Origin of the sequence: Crossiella sp. S99.2, assembly GCF_023094165.1 — a bacterium.
Lineage (GTDB): Bacteria > Actinomycetota > Actinomycetes > Mycobacteriales > Pseudonocardiaceae > Crossiella.
Map to the genome: position 1 here is coordinate 22133 of NZ_JALMDK010000029.1, position 18531 is coordinate 40663.

Below are 18531 nucleotides of genomic sequence, written 5' to 3' on the forward strand. Positions count from 1 at the left end.
CTTCCTTGTGCACGAGAGGCCGGGAACAGCTGGGGTCAGTTGCCGTTGCGCTGCAGCCGAATCACCGGAACGGCCCTGCACGATTGGTCGGCGTAGTCAGCGAACTCGGGCCGCCGCGCGACCTGCCGAGCGTAGATCTGTGCGCGAAGGTTCTCTGGCATCTCGGTTGCCAGTGCGGCGAAGGGTTCGTCGCCGAGCTCGACGATCACCTTCGGATTGGCCAGGATGTTGCGATACCACGCCGGATGCTTGGTGCTGCCGCCGTTCGTGGCGAACACGAAGATGTGGTCGCCCTCGGGTAGGTACGTCATGGGCGAGGTGCGGAGCAGTCCTGTTCGCGCTCCCATGGTGGTGAGCAGAAGCAGTTGCGAGGATGCGCGCGATCCGGTCAGACGCCCGCCCTGTGCGCGGAACTCCTCGATCACCTCGCTGTTCCTGCGGCGCGCGTCTTCGCCGGCCTCGTCTCTGGCTTTGGCACCGGTGTGGGCGGCCAGCCCGCGGGTGAGGATGTCGGTCAGATGCTGGCCCGTCGCGGTCGTTGCCGGAAGTGCCACGCCCAGGCGGCCAGCCATTTGCAGGGCAAGGTCTACTTCTCTTGTGGTTCGGTGGGTGAGGGGGTGCTCGCCCAACCCGCCGCCCGATGTCTTTTCGTCTTTGTCGCCCCAGTTCTCCACGACCCAGCTCGTTCCCGTGCTGGACCGGACACCCTGCAACAGCGGTTCGCGTTCAACGCCCGCCGCGGCGGCGATGTGGGCCACCTCCAACGTCGCTAAGCGGTTGGTGTGCAGCAGTAGGTTGTTACACAGTTTGAGCACCATTCCGTGACCCACTGGGCCAGCGTGTACCACGTTGTCGCTGTACACCTCGAACAGGGGATGTGTCCGCTGGACAACGTCGCTCTGGCCTCCCACGAACAGGGTGAGCGAGCCGTCCCGCATTGAGCCGCGGCCCCGGCTCATTCCGGCGTCGAGCAGACCTAGGCGCCGTGCGAGCAACTCCGGCGCGAGCGCGGCGCAGGTCGCAGGATCCACCGTGGAGTGCACCACCACTGTCGTGCCCGGTTGCGCAGACTCGGCCAACCCGCCATCGCCCAGCACGACATCGCGCACCTGGTCGTCGGTATGAACGATGACCAGGATGAACTCGCATTGTGTGCTCACGGTGGCAATGCTGTCTGCTCGGGTGAAGTACGGTGAGTCGAATCGCCCCGCGTCGAGGTTGGTATCCACCCCGAGGACGTGAACACCCTGGGAGATCAAGCGAGAAGCGATAGCACCGCCCATCTCACCGAGACCGACTACGCCAACGGACCCGCTAATCTGCACCATCATGCACCTTCGTAACGTTGACGAGGCCAGGCGTGTCAAAGGTTCCTGGCATGGGCGAGTGGCCTCCGACCACGGGCGTTCGACTGGCGATGGAGGACGCCTGCTGTAGAAGGGTGCGGCATAAGCCGAACATCCGGGCTGTCGTATCGGCCTCGGTCAGGGGAGAATCACTGAACTCTCGGCGTGGCCACACATTCTCCCAGTAGCGACGCACATGTGGCGTCATGCGGGCTGTCTTTGCTCGCTGGGTGTCGGCGTCCTCAAGGCAGAACAGAGCCGAGTGTTCCGCAGCGCGAGCCATCCGGTTGGTACCACTGACCGATGGGGGTGGCACATGTGCAAGGTGATCAAGTGTGTCGGCGCGGCTCTCCATCATGGACCGGGTCGCGCTGACGGCCTTGACTTGGTGCAGGTTCTCGGCGACCACCACATGGCGAACGGACTTGTCTCCGACGAACAGGCGGATGAGCCGCGGCAGGTAGGAGCTGATGCTGCGTCGATATTGGCGCAACCGCTGAATTCCGGGTTCGTTTCGCACCTGGGTTGATCTGCGGAACGTGTATAGGGAACCCAGCTGCCGGTCGTCCACGTAGTGTGCCACCTCGTCTGCGGCGTCGTCCACAGCATCGGACACTGCGGAGTCGTCCGTCCTGACCAGGATGGGACGAACTTTGCCGGGCACGCACGCGGCTAAGGCATCAATGAACACCTCGAGCTGATCACCGAGTATGCGCCACCTGTCTGGCTCGATGGTGTCGCCCGAGACAATGATCTCTTCGCCGACAGGAAGATAGAGGAGACATCGAGCACCTGTCCAAGCGGATAACAGCAGCGGCATTAACGTGTCCGCAACGAAATCCATCCTCAGCCGGGCCAGATCGGCGTCGCAGTAACTCAGGCACGCTCCACCCACGACGACCGACTCATCACGCAAGGGCACACCGAAACCGACGTTCATGGCACACGAGATACCCATCTCGGCAGGTCCGAACCCTATCCACCGTGGGTCATCCGCGATGGGCATCATGTTGACGCTGTCACAAAGCCACGCTGCGGATCGGCGATAGATTCCGCGCAGTAGCTGTTCCGTAATGGCTCGCGGCCCTCCGTATGAGGCGTCCGCAGGCATCACCTGTGCTCACCGAAGTATTCGATCACAGCTTCGGAAATGAAGTCAACCTCGCTATCGGTCAACTCCGGATAGATCGGCAGCGACAACACTTGATCAACCAACTGTGTCGCGTTCTCGACGTCCTCCGCCCGGAACTTCTGTCCCACCAAAGCTGGCTGATCGTGCAGCAGCCTCGGATAGAAGGCCAGGCTGCCCACGCCTCGAGCTTTGAGATGGCACCTGAGTTCATCGCGCCGCGGCACGCGAATGGTATATTTGTGATAGACATGAGCAGCGGGCTCGCGCGAGCCAGGGGTGAGAATCGCTGGAGAATCAGAGAAGTTTTTGTCATAGTGGGCCGCGATGTCGCGTCGCCGTTCGATCCAGCCGTCCAGATACGGCAATTTCACTCTCAGGACCGCAGCCTCGAAAGGGTTCAACTTGCTATTCATGCCGAGATGGGTGTGACTGAAGCCGCCTTCGTCACCGTAGTTTCGGAGATGTCGCAGCTGTGCTGCCATGTCTGGGCTATCGGTAAGTACAGCGCCGCCGTTGGACGTACTGGACAAGTGTTTTGACCAGTTGAAGCTCACTCCCGCCGCCGAGCCGAAACTTCCCACCAGGCGGCCCCCGGAGCGACTCCCTAGCGCCTGAGCCGCGTCCTCTACCACAGCAACAGAACTCTTGGTCGCCACCTGTTGTATCGCAGCCATGTCTACAGCTTCGCCAAAAAGGTGCACCGGCACGACAGCGCCTGTGCGCGCGGAGATAGCTCGAGTGATGGCATCGATATCAATCGTCATCTGCCCAGGCGAGGAATCGACAAATACGGGGGTGAGGCCAGCTGCGAGAATGCTGGACGCCGTGGCGTAGAACCCGAAGTCGCAGGTGATGACTTCTGATCCCGCCGGCGCCTTCAGCGCTTTCAGCGCGATGGTCAAAGCGTCAGTGCCGGAGGCCACCGCGACTGCGGAATCGACACCACAGTAGACAGCGAGCGCCTGCTCAAACTTCTCCAGTTCCCGAGCGGTGGACTTGTCGTCAGTGAGATCGATCGCGCCAATCGCATGAGCGAGCTGATCGGTCAACAGGCGATGCTGACGGCTGTTGGAGTGAAATGGTATCAACTCTGCCCCCTGCGCTCGGCTGAGGATGAGGTGCAGCTCATCTGATGCCCTCAGCGCATTCGACTGTGGTCACGATCTGCTGTCGCAACTTTTGGCTGTAGGCCAGGCGCCGCAGCAAGGCTGGTTCGGACAGCAAACTTTCCTTGGCGGAGTACAAGAAGTCCTTCCAGGGCTCCTCAACACCGGGCCCGTAAAACTTGACTAGTTTCCGCCACGATCGTTCATATGCCGTTACCGACCTCACCCAATCCTCCATCGTCTTCCGCGGAGTGTGTCGACACGGCAGCAGGCTTGTCGCACGGATCTGACGACCGCCTGCCACGGCAGTGGCCGACAGAGTCGGACCGATGAGAGTGCCAAGCTCTAGTGCGTTTGTCACACTTCGCTCAAACACCTCGCGGCGCGCGAGCGTCCCACCAGCGCCTCCTTGGATGTACGGTTTCTCCACAACACCGATGCTCCGTTCCAGCGCGCTGATGAACGCCGCCGAACTCGGCGTCTCCCAAATCTCACACGTTTCGTGAATCACCAGGCCACTGATGGCGTCAAGTTCGGGCTGTAAGTTGAGGGCCTCGTCAAGCACGCGCCAATGGGACGAGGTACATAGAAGTGCGTCGGCGTCAAGAAAGCCTACCCGATCATCTCGGGTACCCAGGCTTCGTGCAAGATCCAACCCGATTTCGACAGCACGGATATAGCCGATATCAACAGGAACCAGCACCAAGGAAAACGACGGAGTCACCTCCCGAAGCTTACGTGCTAGAGCACCTGCGTCTACTGACGTCACATTCGCACCATTGACGACAACGATGTGCACAACTCTGGGTCCAGAACCGGAGTGCTCGAAACTTGCTTGCACGCTGGATTCCACGCCGTCAGTAGGGTCATGATCTGGGCCAGCAGGAACGATAACAGGAATCGCGCCTTCACAGACTACACGGTCAGGCATACGGAACACTAGCGGCTTCACAACTGATCCGCAACAACTCGGGCCTTCAGCTCCGGTACAGCTTTTCCATAGACAACTGTCGACCACATCGCAATAGCACGATTCTGCACGCTCTTTTCCCCTTCGACACCCATCGCGGGAGCTAAGATTGTTGACTCCCGCCACTGAGGTTTCGACCTACACTTGTCAACATTGTCGAAACTCGCTCACATCCGCCCCTTAAAATTCGATATCCACCCGCGAAGAATTGCACTAAAGCATGCGCCACGCACTATAAAGGCACGGTTGACGTAAATCGCAAACTAGGCCCCGTTCGGCAACCTCCTTCGTTGACCGGAGAGGCGACAACTCATCGATGGAGCGCATCGACAGTCGACTTCGTCCGGGATAGACCGCAAGCCATTGGCCGCTTGATGGAAATCGGCGGCGTCCCTCCGGCCGAAAGTTCCCCAACTGGTGATGTACGGTTGCGCGTTAGCGTGGCAGCCAGTAGGGATGAGGATGTTCCCCGCAATCATGGTCGCGACAAGCACGCGGCTGGGTTCGGTGCCCATGCCCGCGGCCGCGCGTGCGGCGACGCTGGCTTCGTTGGCCGAGTCTAGGCCCAGCAGCCAGGACATGAGGAGGCGAGCACCAGCGCCGTCTATGGCGAATGGCCCGCGTTCGTCGCCAGAACCCGCATGAAGGACGACCCGACCTTGCTGATCGAGCCGCGTGCTCTTGAACAGCAGAGAAGGAGCGAAGGTTGTCGTCACCGATGGTCCCCCAGGGCGGCACAAGAAGGCGCTGCGGACAGCGTTCCTTGTAGCTTGGGTCAGTTGTTGGCCTGGATCCACACCGGACTGGCGTGCGCAGTTCGAACAATCGCCACGGTGTTGGTGCCGACCTGCGCGGACCACTCGAAGTCCTGGCGCGCAACGGATTCGGCAGGCGCGATAGCCAAGTCAGCCTCGATGTGGGTTGTGTCCTGCACGCTGCTTCACCTCCTCTCACCCTGATGTTCCACGGCACTCGCCCTGATATCGACCCTAGTGGCGCCTGGCTGGTGGTTGGCGTTACTGTGTGTGGTTCACTCGGACGTCGCAGGGAAACCCGCGTCTGCAATGACGGTCTCGGCTGAGACCCAGAGCAGCTGGCTGGTCCTCACCGGTCAGAGTGGTCATGCAGGATCATCGTTTTCCTCTCTGCAGTCGGTGCCGCGGCTTGGTCTAGACACGGCGCAGGGCAGCCTGATCCAGCTGTTCTCCGAGGAGGGTCGGGGCGGGGGTTGGTCACGGCGGTGCATCGTGGTCAGCGGTCCCGGGCCAGTACAAGCGGAGGATCATGTCTCTTGAGGCGAGTTGTTTCAGCGGGTATGTGGCCCTGTGACCTGTGTGTATCGATCTGACGCAGCGTGCATGAGCACGGTTGTCTAGGTACTTGTCGACGTACCCGGTCGGACTATCCGGTGGTTCTGGCCCGCTGTAGCTCGGTGCCGCACGTGGCACCCGAGCTGACGAGTATGCGGGCTGTTGGATGCCACCAGCATGGCCACCCGCAAACGGGCTCCGGGCGGCCAGTCGGCGACATGGGGTGCGGCACTGTCTGCAACAGCGGCGGCGAGCTCGTCCAGTCTCCGCTAGTCCCCGTGTGCAGAGGATTCCGGCGTTGGTATCGCGGTGTGTGGAGGCTGCGGGGCCGGCGCAGGTGGGGGTGGAGTGGGAAGGTCAGTGGCCTCGACCACGGCGTCGTCGGGCAACTCCCCGTCGGGGGTGATTGCATATACCGAGTACCGGGCTGGTGCTCCGGTGAGTAGGTCCTGTCTGTCGGTGGTCCTGTCCCAGTGGGGCTGCAGGATGCCGACCGTGCGCCCGGCCAGTGCACCAGTCTGGACGATCACCTCGGCATACAGCGGGTGCCCGCCGCGCTGGGCGAGCAGGATCCGGTGCAGGATTGCGACCAGGTTGTCCGGTAGCACTGACCACAACGGTATCCGGGTGAACGGACCGGTGCGGTGGACCTGGGCTAGATGCCGCCACCATCCCACCACCTCGTCCCCGGCTGGGGCGCTGCCGTCGAGTGGATGGCCCAGCAGCGGTAACCGGACCGCGAGGTACTCGTGCCAAGCCTGCCGGGCCAGGACCTCGGGGTCCAGTGCCAGGGCGAGCAACCGGGACGGGGTCGGCGTGACCGCCTCACGCACCATCACGTAGGCCAGCAACCGCGCAAGCCGCAACGCGCTGCGGCCTGTCAGCGGTCGCGGCGGCCGGCCGAAGGCCGCGTCATAGGAGTGTGCGAGGTCCTCGGCGACCTGTCCGGACTGCCGCCACGCCTGGGCCCACTCCGGCTCCTCACCCCGACCGACGGCGACCTGCCCGGTAACGCCCGGCACCGCGGTCAGCAGGATGGCTAGCTCGGGGACCAGCAGCCACTGCGCGGACAGCCCTATGCACTCCGGCAGCCGGAGCCCCAGCGCGGCGGCGCCCTCCGGTGACCCGGCATCGTCCTCTGTCTCAGCACGGCCGTAGGCGGCTGTGGTGCGCGCGGCGAGGTGCATGTGGATGATGAACATCTCGGCGGTCGCTCGAGCCATCTGCTGGTGCCAGGCCTCCCGTTTCTCCTGCGGCGCGGAGGACATCTGGAACAGATTCAGCTGGTGGTCACCGACGAGATCGCCTTCGGGCGGCAAGTCCACCGCGGCCAGTGCTGCGGAGACGTCCATGGTCTCCAGGCGGCGGATCGGCTCGCGCAGGTCGAGTTCGGCCAGCTCGGCGACTGTGGTCTGGTCTCGCTCAGTCGCGATGGCGTAGAGCGTGGCTGCGGCCAGGATCACCCGGTCGGTGAAGACCTCGGTGGCCGGACTGTCGGAGTCCTCTCGAGGGTCGTTGGCGCGCACCTGCCCGTCGATATGGTCCGCTACGCATAGGCAGGCAGCCCACCGCGCTGACGTCGTCGAGTCGCTCACCGGTCCCACCGTAGTGGCCCGGTATCCCGCGGTCAGGCTTCGACGGGCCGATCCTCGGGGCGTCGCATTCGCGCACCGGCTGGGTAGCGCAGGTCAGGCCGCGGCCGCGGAGGGTGCCAGGTTGACATGGCGGTGCGCATCCTGGCCGGGCGCAACCAGTCAACGGTGGGCCGATCAGTTGATGTGTGCGGAGCGGCGCGCCGAGCTTGACCGAGAGCAGACGAGAGTCCCAATCGCCCAGGTGATGGGGCAGGGTGAGGATGCCGATGATCATCCGGGCTGGTGCGGCCAGCCGCGCCGCCTCCGCGGCGGGCCAGGTCTGCTCCCTGATCACGCGGGACTGGCAGTGCAGTGCAGATGAGGATGATCGCCAGGGTGCCGCTGCTAACGTCGGTCCCCACTGTGGCGGTCATCGCGCGGGAGGAGCCGGAGCTGCTCGTGTGCTGGCCTTCAGCTTGTTTTCCGTGCGGCTTGCTGCTGCTCTCCCCCGACTGCAAGGAACTGTCGTCCGATGCCCGCCAACTCAGCCGCCGCCCCACGTATCGGGGCCCGCGTGGTGCTGCTCGACGCTGCCGACAGGGTGCTGCTCCTACATGCTCTTGACCCACAGGACCCTGGCCACCGTTGGTGGGAACTGCCCGGTGGCGGTCTGGAAGCGGGCGAAGACCTGGCTGATGCTGCCCGCTGTGAGGTCGCTGAGGAATCCGGGATCGTGCTTCCGTCTTTGGGCCGCAAGCTGTGGGTGTGTGAGTCTCGCTTTCGTTACCAGGGCCGCGACCATTATCGCGTCGACCACGTCTTCCTCGGACGGGTCGCCGACACGGTGGCGCAGGTGGCGCTCCGGCCCACGGAGAATGAGAAGGCCGGACTGATCGAACGGCGGTGGTGGTCGGCTGCTGAACTTCGGCGCTGTCCCGACAAGCTTGTGCCTGCAGCTCTGCCAGAGCTGTTCGATGACCTTCTCGCAGGCCGCTTGCCCGACGCTCCTGTGAGTCTGGTCGACTGACCTGCGGCCGGCGGCGGGTGGTCTCCCCCGCAGCTGTTGGGATCCCCGTGTCAGCCTGAGCGCATCCGGTAAGCTGTTAGGCCACCTTGCCACGGTCCTGAACCGTCGTGAACGCTCCGAAGTGGACAGTTCCTCTCTCACCACGCTGGGCGTGGCTGCCGTCTTCGCCTCAGGTATTTGGGGACGCACTGGTGTCGGCGGCTCGGCACACCCACCACCACCACCACCACCAGCGACGCCGCCCAGTCTCAACTAGAGGACAGCTCTGGGCAGAGCTGAGAGGAACGAATCTTGTTGACCAAGACCGACTCAATGACAATCCACGAGTTCATCCTGATGCATTGTCTTTGCGTGCCAACGGATCGTCGCTTCGAAGATCCGTGTCACGATGCGTTCAAGGCGACTCCTCCGGCCGGATGCAGTCCGGTGGAGGTCGGCAGTCTGTTCGGATTGGACTGTCGGCGCGAGGCTCCGACACTGTTAGAGGCTGTGGCCGCGGTGTTCGCGGAGATCAAGTCCGTGCACGGCATTCTGCTCAGCGATCTCGGGGTGGAGAAGTTGTGGGAGTTCGCCTGCGATGGCCCCAATCGTTGGGGTGCAACCATCCTTGGCCAGCTGTTGCTCTTGGCGGTGCAGCGCGGCGAACTACTCGTCTATGGCGTCAAGGATCTCATCAGCTTCCTGAGCACATTGGATTCCACTCACACCGACAGCTTGGAGCACGGATCGCCGCGTCGGCATATCAGCACAGAGCCGCGGTGGAAGATCGGTGACGTTGTCGGACGCCGGTCCGGTAGTATCTCGCGATCGCAGGCGCCAGCAGTCGGCAAACTGCCTCCAGTTCGGTGGTGCTTGCGGCCTGGTTGGGATGGTGTGTTGTCTGTGGCTGTGGGGGCCGGACCCGTTGTTGTGAGGTGGGTTGGGGGCAGGGACTGTGACGTCGCCGGTTCAGGCCGTCGCGTAGCCGTCGGTACGTAGCGCGTCCTCACCAAACCAGGTACTGCGCACCTGAATCTCGAGTTGCGAATCATGCGGGTCCAGTACCGGGCGTCCGGGGGCTTGCTGGAACAGCTCGAGTGATTCATGGATCGCGGCTGCGGCCACGGCGGTCCCTGCGCACAACAGCATGGCGGTTTCCGGTGTGTGTCCGGCTGCGAGGTATTCCAGTGTGCGGTGGGGATACAGGGGGAAAGTGATCACGCCGATGTCGTGCAAATCCGGCGGGAGGCGCGGATCGTAGCGGCGTGGTGCTTGCGGATCGTTGCGGTCGAGGCAGCCGATCAGCAAACTGCCTAGGTCCTTGGCGAAGAGCAGGTGATCGATCTGGAGGTTGGTTTCCGGGTGGAGCCACTGTCCGGTGAGGTACCAGTGGTCCACCAGGTCGTCCCATGCTGGATGCCACATGTCGAACTGGGCTGCATCCAGAAGATCCGAATCCTCGGTTGGTCCGGCGGGCGGGACACCGACAGGACTGTCCACATCGGACTGCCAGACTCGGAGGGGGACGGCGTCTCCGAAGATCACGTCCACTGCGGCGATGTAGGCCGACAGGGGCCGACCACGCCAAGCGAAATCCTGCACGAGCCAGGTCTCGAGCTGTGCACAGGCGTGCTCACGCCAGTGGGCAGGGTCGAACCGCGCTGGAAGGGCGGCTGGCCAGCGCCAAGTCTGTGGGGTCTTCACCGGACGTACCACCCTCGCCTTCTGCTTCTTACGCTTCTAGGGTGTTGCTCGGTTTCCAGCCGGACCGGAGGGCGCCCGACGGCTCCTGATCGGCATTGTGGGGTCGGTGGCACGTGGGCCAGGGTGGACCCTGTATCTGGCTGCAGTTGGCCATTATGTCAGCCGTGGCGTGCCGTTCCTCTGGGTGTCGCTGAGGCGCCGAGGTGGTCATCGCCGCGTTGGGGGGCATCCTCTCTGGCATGGTGGCCAGGCTGGCAGTGCTGCTTCCGTGCGGCGGGTTCGGGCCAACTCGCCAGTGGCCAAGGCAGGCGAGGGCTCGGCGGGAATCAGTGCCGTCCTCGTGGCGTGGGCTTGTGGTCGGGGCACCGGATGGGTGTCATCAGTGTCACCGGGGGTTATCTCCGATGACGCCGGAGGTTGGGGGTCCGTGCCTGCCACTCGGCTTGCCGTTCGGCGTACCAGGAAGCCATCGCCGCGGTGGGGCGCACGTCGCATTCGGCGTGGCCGGGTTCGGTGTCACGCCACGGGGAGATCCGTTGTACGCCCAGACCCGCCAGCGCGGCGTCACGCTGGTTCTCAGTCAGCGGCGGTGCCCCGTGTTCGCGCTGCTCGCCGTGGTCGAGGAAAACCTCCCCGTGGTCGGAGGTGGGGCTGATCTGGAACTGCTCGCAGAACTCGTCGTCCTCGAGCGGGCTGGGGTAGAGGAAAGCCCGCAACGGGGACGGTGCGGTGCTGTCGGTCTTCAGGTCGGCTCCTTCTGCTCGGGATCCTTCGGCTCGCCGGCACCCGGCGTTGAGGCAGGGTGACGGTGGCGTGAGCGAGCGCCTGATCGAGGACAGCGTGCTCGATCAGGCGGTAGTTCAGGACAGCTGTGCTGCGGTGTCAAACAGACAATCCCGCCGTTTTTCCCAGCGCACGATATAGCCCAGCGCCCCGAACAGCCCTGGAAAACAGCAGCACCGCCCACAACCAGGGTGGCAGGATGTCGGCCGCTCTGGCTCACAGCCCGGCCGTGGTGCCCCCAGTGGCGACCGGATACGCCCACCACGCCCGTCTCAGGCGGTGCCATGCCTGTTCGAGCTGTTCCCGTACCCATGCCCTGCGCTCCATCCAACCACTCGCGCCGTCGAGAGCGTCGGCGACTTGGCGAAATACCGGCGGCGGGCGGCCTTCCGGGTGATGAGCGTGATCTCCGCCCAGGCCACCGCGGTCGCAGCCGCGATCAGCAGCAGCCACAACCACCCGGGCGTCGTAGCCACCGCAACGTTGGGGGCAACCTCAGCGCGATGGCCACCACCAGCACCGCGAGGATGGACGAGACGGCCTCACCCGGGTTGGAGCGGGCCCATTGCTGCAACCGTTCAGGTCGGCCTGGCCGCTCGCCTGCCCCGGCTGTGGTGGCCATCTTCTGTCCCTGCCCCGTCTCGGGAACGGGGATCAGCCAACCTCACCCGAACAGGTGAATGGTGCTCCGGCTGCCCCAGCGTGTCGATCCCGCCTCTTCCCAGGCAGGGAAGGTGGTGGTGGCCGAAGACGAGCTTGCAGTGAGTCCGGGCCCAGCAGCAACAACCACGAAAATGGTGACTGGTCGTGGACACCAGCCGCCAACAGTGAGTGGTCGGGCAGATCGCGCTCGCCGCCACTGGCGGTGGTGCTGCGCCTGCCGATCGAGGACCCGGACGAATCCGGGTACGAACACAACGTGCTGGTGGCCCTGGCCCCGGTCACCCTGCCCAGCGCCTCGTTTCGCCGGTCCATGGTGATCCAGCAGGTCTGGGAGACCTGCGAAATCCTGCTCCGTATGGTCGGGCCCGGCTTCTCCACGGCCGAGGCTGACGACTGGATCCAGCGTGAGCTGGCCACCCCGCACGCCGCCCGGCGCTCCGCGGCGGTGGTGTGGCCCGACCAGTGCGTGCTGCGCCGTTGGTCCGGTCTGCGGCTGGAGATCACTCATTCTGGAAGCGGCGCGGGGTGGGTACCGTGGGCAATGGTGCCCGCGGTGGCGGGCTCAGTGGCCCGCCCCGCTCACTCCCGCGATGCTCCGCTGCCGACGATGGTGACCTGCGGGCCTTCGGTGACATCCACGCCTCCGCCATCCTCGCGGTCGCCAGCACCTGGGGCGCGCCCCTCTGCCCTGTACGCCAGGCTCTCCACCAGCAGTGTCTGAGGGCAGGCCCCGGACGACGCCGGCACACACCCGATCGCGGGCGCCCCACCCTGGTCAGGATTCACCGCACCAGGCTGAACCGGTGGGCCGGTGGTCGTAGTGCTGGCAGAGCTGGTCAGCGCTTCCCTTTGCCGCTCTTCCCTCGCCGCCGCTGGGCGAGGCGGCGTTGGGCCGCCTGGCGGGCCGCTTTCTCCGCGGGGGTGCTGCCGCGTCGTGAGCGCGGGGCTTTCACGGTCAGGTACGCCTCGTGGAATTCCCACATCCGCTGGATCTGATGCCGGGCATGCTGGTCGCCGTGGTGATGGTCGTGTGCGGCGAGCAGCAGAAGGTCCAGGAACTGCGGGGTGTCGTTGCTGCCCTGGGTTCGTTTCGTGCTCTCCCGGAAGGTGGCGAGCATCTGCCGCATCGTGGCCGACCTTCCGGACTGCTGGGCCTCCAGCAGCTGGTCTACAACTGCGGCCGCAGGGCTCTCGGGCGATTCGCTTGCGGTGGCGGACTCGGCCAGGGCTGCAACCAGGTGCTTGCCGAGCATCTCCTCCAGTACCAGCCGGGCGTTCTCTGTCTCCTTGGTGGACAGCGTCTCGATCGTCGTGGTCCGGTCTGGGGTGGACAGGTAGGTCATGACGCCGGTGAGTTGTTCGCGAATCGCGGGCGGGTTGATCTGCGGTTGGAGGGCGAACCAGCTGGCGTAGGCAGTCATGAGGTAGAGATCGGTCTCGAAGTTCTCGCTGAGTCCTGGTTCCAGAACAGTCGCCCCGGCCTCAGTGAAAGCCAGCAGCGTGGGGAAGTAGGCCGTCCAGACAGTGGTCTGCTGGTTTGCGGGGATCACCCGTTTGATGATCTGTTCCATGTGCGGGATGACCTTGTCTGAGCGCACGGTGGTCATCGTCTTGAGGTGGGAACTCCAGCTCAGTGCCTGGGTACTGACGGCGTGGGTGGCACACCGGTAGCCCAGCGGCCCGTAGGTGGCGAGGTCGGCCATGGCCTGGCGCACCTGCGGCCCTGCGGAGAGCAGGAATCCTTCCAGCAGCCGCAGCGCCAGCACGACCACCGCGTCCTGGTCGGCGGCGGTCAGCGGCCGGGCGTCGGCCGGCACGGCGTGGTGCCAGTCCAGCGGGCCCTCGGGGGCCGGGACGACGCCGAAGGCCACGCGCTGGGTCTCCAGCCGCAGTGCGGAGGCTTGTTCGGCGGTGGGTCGGGCGCTGTCGTGTTCCAGCAGCCACCGGCGGGCCACCGCGAGCAGTTCGGCGTGGCGCGTGCTGCGGTCCTTCTCGGCGGCGGGGATCTCGAAGATGTCCTCGCCGCCGAAGATGTCGAGGAGCAGCTGGATTGCCTCGGCGTCGGCGACTTCCAGGACGGTTTCCCGGGCGGGGGCGCCGGTCATGTGGGCGCTGGCCTCCCGGATTCCGCGCAGTACCTGCTCACGGATCGCGGCCGGTTGGTTGTTGGAGGTCTGCGGCTGCCGCGCGACCCAGACGGTCGCGGCCAGGGCGGCGTAGAAGGTGGAGGCGTTGCCGACCTGGCTTCGCCAGGGGTGTGGTCGCACAGTGGGGTTGTCGGTGGTGGCGTAGTCCTGCTCGATCTGGGCCTGATGCTGGCGGAACTCGGCGATTCGGTCACCGACTGCGGGCAGCAGCTCCCAGGGGGTCAACTCCTCGGCGGTCTCGCGGTAGGCCAGTGCGACAGGCACGTTCTCCAGGATCAACCCGCCGTGGAGTGCCGCCATGGCGAAATCGCTTTGCCAGGCCAGGAGATCGTCCACCACGGCCAGCCAGCGGACAGCGGGCTTCTGCCCGCCCAGGGTAACGTTGCTGATCTCCTCGGCTAGGGCGTGGACGTCCTCGATCTTCTCGTCCAGGCCTGCTAGCAGGGCTTTCCTGCCCCAGATCCGCAGTTGCCAGACCAGCCGCTCACGCTCGGCCACATCGCTCACCGTGCCAGCATCCCAGCATGAGCAGCGAGCCTGCGCCAACCCCCGGTCTCGGCGTGGCGGTGGGGAACCCGCTGGATACCGCGGCGGAGTCGTAGTCCAGGACCACGGGCTGGTGGCCGGAGGCTGACCGGGCCAGTTCGGTGGCCACCGTGGTGTAGCTGCGGACCGCCAAGTGGATCCGTGATCCACCCCGACGGCGGCTGGGTGAGCCGCTTCGTCGCGCTGTTGACGGCTTGGGTCCTGGGCGCGGTGGTGCTGGTCGACCAGGGTCTGCGCCCGGCGCCGCGACGCCTGAAACCACGGCCCCACGCAGAGGGTCGGGAGCAGGCCCCGTGCAGCAGGTCGTGATATTCCGGACCCCGGCGGAGCTGACTCTGTCACCAGGGCGGTGATCGCCGTGGTCGAGGAGCAGCCTGCGGGATACGGTCGGCGCCGTGGACTCCGAGCATCAGCTGGCGACGGTGATTGGCCAGCTCGTCCTCGCCGTCGGCCAGCATCAGCTTCTGCCCGGTGCGCGCGCGGTCGACTACACCGTCACCGAGCAGGGCGCGGTCGTCCTGAACTGGGTAGCTGGTCCCTACGCCGGCGAGGTCGCCACCGGCCTGGCCGCCGCCCCCGGCCCGCCGGAGGTCGCGATGGTGGCGCCCAGCCACCCCGGCAACAACGCTGTGCGGGCGGACCTGCTCATCCGCGGGGTTGCGGTGGTGCTGATCGCCTACGAGCCGATCGGACGGGACGCCGCCGCCCGAGCGGTGCAGCCCTCGCCGCGGCGGCTGCCTGTGTGGCGCTGGCCCACACCACTGGAGGACGACGGCATCGCCCGGGACACGGTGCTCTGGACCCGGGATGCCACCGGCGATGACCTGGCCGTCGGTGTGCGGTTGCCCCTGGAACGCCCGGAGGGCTGGCTGGAGCCGAGCATTCTGGTGGCCCTACCCAAAGAAGACCTGCCACCAGCATGGGCCTACCGCGAACGCCGGATCCACACCGCGTGGCAGACCTGCGACATCCTGCTGCGTCAGAGCGGCCCCGAACTGTCGGTAGCCGCGGCTGATGACTGGCTGACCGCCCAGTTCGAGGATTCGCGAGCCTTCCGGTCCTGGGTCGCGGTCACCTGGCCCGACCGGTGCGTGATCCGCCTGGCTGCCGGGTTGCGCATGGAGATCGTCTGCGACGGGCCCTTCCACGGGTCGGTGCCGTGGTCGCTTGTGCCCGCGGTCCTGTATTCGGCGATCGACCGCTCGGCGCAGCGGCGACCGCCGGCCTCGGTGCGGATCCGCCAGCTCGGCCGGAAGGTGGTCTCGACCCTGGCCATCAGCACCGACTGGGGCGCGCCCTCCTCCCGGAACGCCCAGAACCCCATCTGATCGCTGTAGAAGCCCCCGCGGGCTGGGCCTGAGGCCTGCGGCGCGGAGTGCAGTCAGCCCGGCAGGGGCTGTGACTCTGGTGTCGCGGGCTGGTCCAGCCTTGGCCGGAGACTGGGGTGAGTTGAGTCAGCCAGTCACCGATTCACCACTGCGGTGGCCGCGCACGATCTCACCGACCACCAGCGCCATGTGCACGATGTTGCCCAACGCCATCGCATGCTGCTGGTCATCGAGTGTGGCCATCTGTCGTACGAGGTCGGCTACCGTGGTGTAGTCGCCCTTGGTGGCGTGGTCCAGCGCGGCGTTGACCAGGTCTAGCGGCAGATTCTGTGCCACAGGGCCGGAAGGTGCGTCGGGAGTGCGTCTGGTGGCGACTTCGTCGCCGTAGACGGCGAGGAAGGTGCTGATCGTGTTGATGGTGTGCTCGATCAGCGCCACCCAGAACGCCTCGATCTGTTCAGGCGCAACGTGTTCGCGGATCGCCAGCAACGCCGCAGTCGTCCGGTCCTGCTCCCTGGGTGCGCGCAATCCGGCCGAGACCACTTCTCGCGCCACGGACAACAGCTGCTCTCGATCTCCCGGCATAACCCCCCCCCGGCGTGTGTCGATCTGCTTCAGACTTGACCGTACAACAGGCCGTCATTCGACCGTGGCGGATTGCTTACGTGGCCGTGACAGCTCCAGGTGCTCCGATCTGATCCACTGGGTCAAGGAATTGTGCTGGCCTGGGTAGGTAGGGGGAATCGAGCGGGTGGCTGCTGTCCACGGAAGATGCTGTTCAGTCCAGTCTGTGGCACGGAGATCGTCCGCCGCAGGCGTCGGGAGTGCACGGTGTCCGTTGTGGACAACGGTCATGGGCTGCCGTTGAGTCGCGTCGCCGTGCTGAGCACCAGGGGTGCGATCGCACCCGGGACAGGAACCCGACTCCTGTAGACCGCCATACAGCCGGACTGGTCGTGGTGGACGCTGGCGATGTGGTGCTGGTCCACATGTGCGAGGAGGCTGTGGTGGGCCGGCGGTCGGGCAGTGTGCGGACTGTCGGGAGCCTGGGCTGCTCTCTGGATTGTCGGTGGGCAGCCTTAGAATCGTCCTGAGCCCGGCCTGCTGCGCCGTGCTGGTTGGTTCCCTGCCGTCGTGGGGTTGAGCAGCAACTCAACCAGCCTGCCCAGGTGCTGCCGCACGCGCCGCCGGCACCAGGCTCACTCGCGATGGAGAACCCCATGCTCACCCCCCACAACCCTGACGATGCGCCGACCTGGACCATCAGCGGCGGCAGCGGGTACGGACACCGCGCCTACACCCCGGGCAAGACCCTGCGCGAGTCGTGGTGGAACACCGAAGGCCCGGCTGCTGACCAAGTGCCCGGCGGTCGTGCCGACCGTGGCCTGCTCCCCTACCGGGTCAGCGGGATCGTCACCGTCGTCACCGCCGAATCCACCTACGTTGAGAACGAGGGAATGAGTGTCGGAGTCGGCGAGCAGCAGGGCCACCTGCATTCCGCGCAGGTCCGCGCGGCCACCCCGGCCGAAGCCGCCGAGGTGCTGGCCGCTGAAGCGACCAGGCGGGTCCGCACCGGGATCGCAGAGCGAGTCCGGTCCCTGCTGGGAGCAGGACTGCACAGCGCCAACCTGCCCACGCTGGCCGACACCGAGGACGGCCTGCGGCAGACCGCCGCCGAACACCAGGCCATGATCGAACTGCCGCAGGTCCCGCTCGGCCCTGTGGACCGAGCCACACGCCACCCCGCTGACCTCTACCTGGACAGTGCCGCCGGGGTGCTCTGGCTGCACGAGTACACCGCTCTGTGGGGGTGGCGCACCCGCCGGCTCCCGCTCACTCCCGAGCGCCAGGCTCTGGTGGCCGCGTTGCATGCCGCCTACAACAACATCGGCGATTGGGAGCGCACCGGAGTCCCCGCGGAGGCCGCCGCTGTGCTCCTGGCCGCGGGGCGGATCCCGCATGAACTTGTTGATCCCGCAGTGGCGGTCTCTATCAGCTCTGTTGAGGACGCCCACGCCTACCTCAGCCGTACCACCCGGCAGTGGGAGCAGGCACTGTGGCGGCGACACGACGACGGGCGCCGGTGGCCCGCTGCCGACGCGGCACGCCTGGCCGAGGCCGGAATCTCCTACTCCCACGCCCAGATCCACCATCGCCATGGGCTCACCAGCGTCGAGGACATCCTCGCCGCCCGCCCACCGCAGCTGCCCCAGCAGCCCGGCCGGTTCATCCTCGGCGGCAACAACGGCTCGCATCAGGCGACCATCTGCAACAACCCCGCCGACGCCGAGCAGATCTTCGGCAACAATCCGACTGGCTGGACAGAATGGCAGCACACCCCTGGTGTGCGCGTCGAGCATGTGTTTCCCGGTGGAGGCTTCGGGGAGCAGCACCGCTTCCAGTTGTGGAGCGATGGCGTGCTGACCTACGGACTCTGGTACGAACCCCCCGGATCGCGGCGGGAGCGGCCAGTCTCGCTCAGCGCCGCCGCGGAGCAACTGATCGGGCTCTTGGTCAACGGGGGTTCGCCACTGCTGGAAGACCCGGCCAGCTGGCGGCCGCTGCTGGGTGTCACCGCGACCACCGTGGTCGAGTTGGACAGGCACGAAACTGAGGACGTGCGCGACTACTTCGCGACTGGGCTTGACCGGACCGGGGGCATCATCGAACTGATCCGTCTGGACAGCACCCTGCCTGACGGCACCACCCACACGCTCTATCAGGTCGTCCGCGGGCAGTGGAGTATCCGCGACGGCGAGGGCGATAGCCGGGCAACCCACTGGTTCAGCACCGAGGAACAGGAAGCCCGCCGCTACTACCGTGAACACCGCGCCGCCCTCTAGATGAGTAAGTCCTAACTCGGTCAGTGGTCGTAGGCGGTCAGGGATCTGGTCACGGGCTGGCCGGTGGCTCGGT

The 18531-nt window shown here is 65.7% G+C and carries 14 protein-coding genes; 4 read left to right on the forward strand and 10 right to left on the reverse strand.

Annotation, left to right across the window (positions count from 1 at the left end; all coding sequences use genetic code 11):
• Positions 1-35: 35 nt before the first annotated feature.
• The 6 genes from MZC64_RS47020 to MZC64_RS47045 form a co-directional block, all read right to left on the reverse strand.
• Entirely contained in the window at positions 36-1331 is a 1296-nt protein-coding gene (locus tag MZC64_RS47020; protein ID WP_308301147.1) for a nitroreductase/quinone reductase family protein, read from the reverse strand.
• Complete coding sequence (locus MZC64_RS47025) at positions 1315-2286, reverse strand: hypothetical protein (RefSeq protein ID WP_247766182.1); 972 nt, start codon at positions 2284-2286, stop codon at positions 1315-1317. Before MZC64_RS47025 ends, MZC64_RS47020 begins: the two co-directional genes overlap by 17 nt.
• A gap of 170 nt (positions 2287-2456) precedes the next feature.
• On the reverse strand, positions 2457-3527 hold the full coding sequence (locus MZC64_RS47030; protein ID WP_247766183.1) for a DegT/DnrJ/EryC1/StrS aminotransferase family protein: 1071 nt from the start codon (positions 3525-3527) through the stop codon (positions 2457-2459).
• A gap of 76 nt (positions 3528-3603) precedes the next feature.
• Positions 3604-4308: a hypothetical protein gene (locus tag MZC64_RS47035; protein WP_247766184.1), complete on the reverse strand. Its 705-nt coding sequence runs from the start codon at positions 4306-4308 to the stop codon at positions 3604-3606.
• A 1021-nt stretch (positions 4309-5329) separates the two neighbouring features.
• Positions 5330-5488 (reverse strand): hypothetical protein, encoded by a 159-nt coding sequence (locus tag MZC64_RS47040; RefSeq protein ID WP_247766185.1) that lies wholly within the window; start codon positions 5486-5488, stop codon positions 5330-5332.
• Positions 5489-6133: 645 nt separating this feature from the next.
• A complete protein-coding gene (locus tag MZC64_RS47045) occupies positions 6134-7390 on the reverse strand; it encodes a hypothetical protein (RefSeq protein WP_247766186.1) in 1257 nt (418 codons plus the stop codon).
• A 580-nt stretch (positions 7391-7970) separates the two neighbouring features.
• Here MZC64_RS47045 and MZC64_RS47050 point away from each other — a divergent pair.
• Entirely contained in the window at positions 7971-8465 is a 495-nt protein-coding gene (locus tag MZC64_RS47050) for an NUDIX hydrolase (protein WP_282107051.1), read from the forward strand.
• A gap of 948 nt (positions 8466-9413) precedes the next feature.
• On the opposite strand, the gene MZC64_RS47055 is transcribed toward MZC64_RS47050, so the two are convergent.
• Both MZC64_RS47055 and MZC64_RS47060 read right to left on the reverse strand, forming a co-directional pair.
• Positions 9414-10148 (reverse strand): hypothetical protein, encoded by a 735-nt coding sequence (locus tag MZC64_RS47055; RefSeq protein WP_247766188.1) that lies wholly within the window; start codon positions 10146-10148, stop codon positions 9414-9416.
• 395 nt (positions 10149-10543) lie between these two features.
• A complete protein-coding gene (locus MZC64_RS47060) occupies positions 10544-10864 on the reverse strand; it encodes a hypothetical protein (RefSeq protein WP_247766189.1) in 321 nt (106 codons plus the stop codon).
• A 935-nt stretch (positions 10865-11799) separates the two neighbouring features.
• Here MZC64_RS47060 and MZC64_RS47065 point away from each other — a divergent pair.
• A complete protein-coding gene (locus MZC64_RS47065; RefSeq protein ID WP_247766190.1) occupies positions 11800-12315 on the forward strand; it encodes a hypothetical protein in 516 nt (171 codons plus the stop codon).
• 115 nt (positions 12316-12430) lie between these two features.
• Here MZC64_RS47065 and MZC64_RS47070 read toward each other — a convergent pair whose 3' ends face one another.
• Positions 12431-14248, reverse strand: coding sequence for a hypothetical protein (locus MZC64_RS47070; RefSeq protein WP_247766191.1), 1818 nt, complete (start codon positions 14246-14248; stop codon positions 12431-12433).
• Positions 14249-14682: 434 nt separating this feature from the next.
• On the opposite strand from MZC64_RS47070, the gene MZC64_RS47075 reads away from it, so the two are divergent.
• The gene (locus MZC64_RS47075) at positions 14683-15615 is read left to right on the forward strand and encodes a hypothetical protein (protein WP_247766192.1); all 933 of its coding nucleotides are present in this window, start codon (positions 14683-14685) and stop codon (positions 15613-15615) included.
• Between the two features lie 126 nt (positions 15616-15741).
• On the opposite strand, the gene MZC64_RS47080 is transcribed toward MZC64_RS47075, so the two are convergent.
• Positions 15742-16170, reverse strand: coding sequence for a hypothetical protein (locus tag MZC64_RS47080; RefSeq protein ID WP_247766193.1), 429 nt, complete (start codon positions 16168-16170; stop codon positions 15742-15744).
• Positions 16171-16835: 665 nt separating this feature from the next.
• Between MZC64_RS47080 and MZC64_RS47085 the strand changes: the two genes are divergently transcribed.
• Positions 16836-18458 carry a hypothetical protein gene (locus tag MZC64_RS47085; RefSeq protein ID WP_247766194.1) on the forward strand — a complete coding sequence of 541 codons (1623 nt, stop codon included), beginning with the start codon at positions 16836-16838 and terminating at the stop codon, positions 18456-18458.
• Positions 18459-18531 lie beyond the last annotated feature (73 nt).